Origin of the sequence: Yinghuangia sp. YIM S10712, assembly GCF_051388935.1 — a bacterium.
In the GTDB taxonomy this organism is placed as follows: Bacteria; Actinomycetota; Actinomycetes; order Streptomycetales; family Streptomycetaceae; genus Yinghuangia.
On sequence record NZ_JBPKBI010000059.1, the window covers coordinates 1 to 860 of the forward strand.

The 860-nt window shown below is 66.4% G+C and carries 1 protein-coding gene; it reads left to right on the plus strand.

Features of this window, described 5'->3' with window-relative positions; genetic code table 11:
* Positions 1 to 754 (plus strand): amidohydrolase family protein (locus ACRX5W_RS33115; RefSeq protein WP_436792104.1); only part of this gene is annotated, 754 nt, incomplete at its 5' end.
* Between the last annotated feature and the right edge of the window lie 106 nt (positions 755 to 860).

Consider the following 860-nt stretch of genomic DNA (forward strand, 5'->3'; position numbering starts at 1 on the left):
GGGCTACCCGAGCTTCCACGACGAGTACTGGAACCCGCTGTGGAAGGCGTGCTGCGACACCAACACCGTGGTGTCGATCCACATCGGGTCCTCGGGCCGCCTCACCATCCCGGCGGTCGACTCGCCGCCGGACGTGATGATCACGCTCCAGCCGATGAACATCGTGTCGGCCGCGGCGGACCTGCTGTGGTCGCGGGTCATCAAGGACTTCCCGGACATCAAGATCGCGCTCTCCGAGGGCGGCACCGGGTGGATCCCGTACTTCCTGGAGCGCGTGGACCGCACGTACGACATGCACTCGACGTGGACCATGCAGGACTTCGGCGGCAAGCTGCCGTCCGAGGTCTTCCGTGAGCACTTCCTGACGTGCTTCATCTCCGACCCGCTCGGGGTGAAGCTGCGGCACGAGATCGGCATCGACAACATCACGTGGGAGTGCGACTACCCGCACAGCGACTCGATGTGGCCCAACGCCCCCGAGGAGCTGTGGGCGGACTTCCAGGCCGCCGGCGTACCCGACGAGGAAATCAACAAGATGACCTTCGAGAACGCCATGCGCTGGTACTCCTTCGACCCCTTCAAGCACATCCCCCGCGAGGAAGCAACGGTGGGTGCGCTGCGCAGGCAGGCCGAAGGGCACGACATCAGCATCCAGTCGCGCAGCCACCGTGTGATCGACCCCTCCGAGAAGCTGGAGGCCTTCCGCTCCCGCGCTCGTGCGGCGACGGCTGCCGCCGCTGCTGCGAGCAAGTGACGGAACTCTGATTGTGGCCCCTTGGCCGACCGCGCGGCGGCGTGGTCGGCCAAGGGGCCACTTCCTTTTCCGCCGCCCGTGATTGCGATTCCCGGAACCGGGTTGC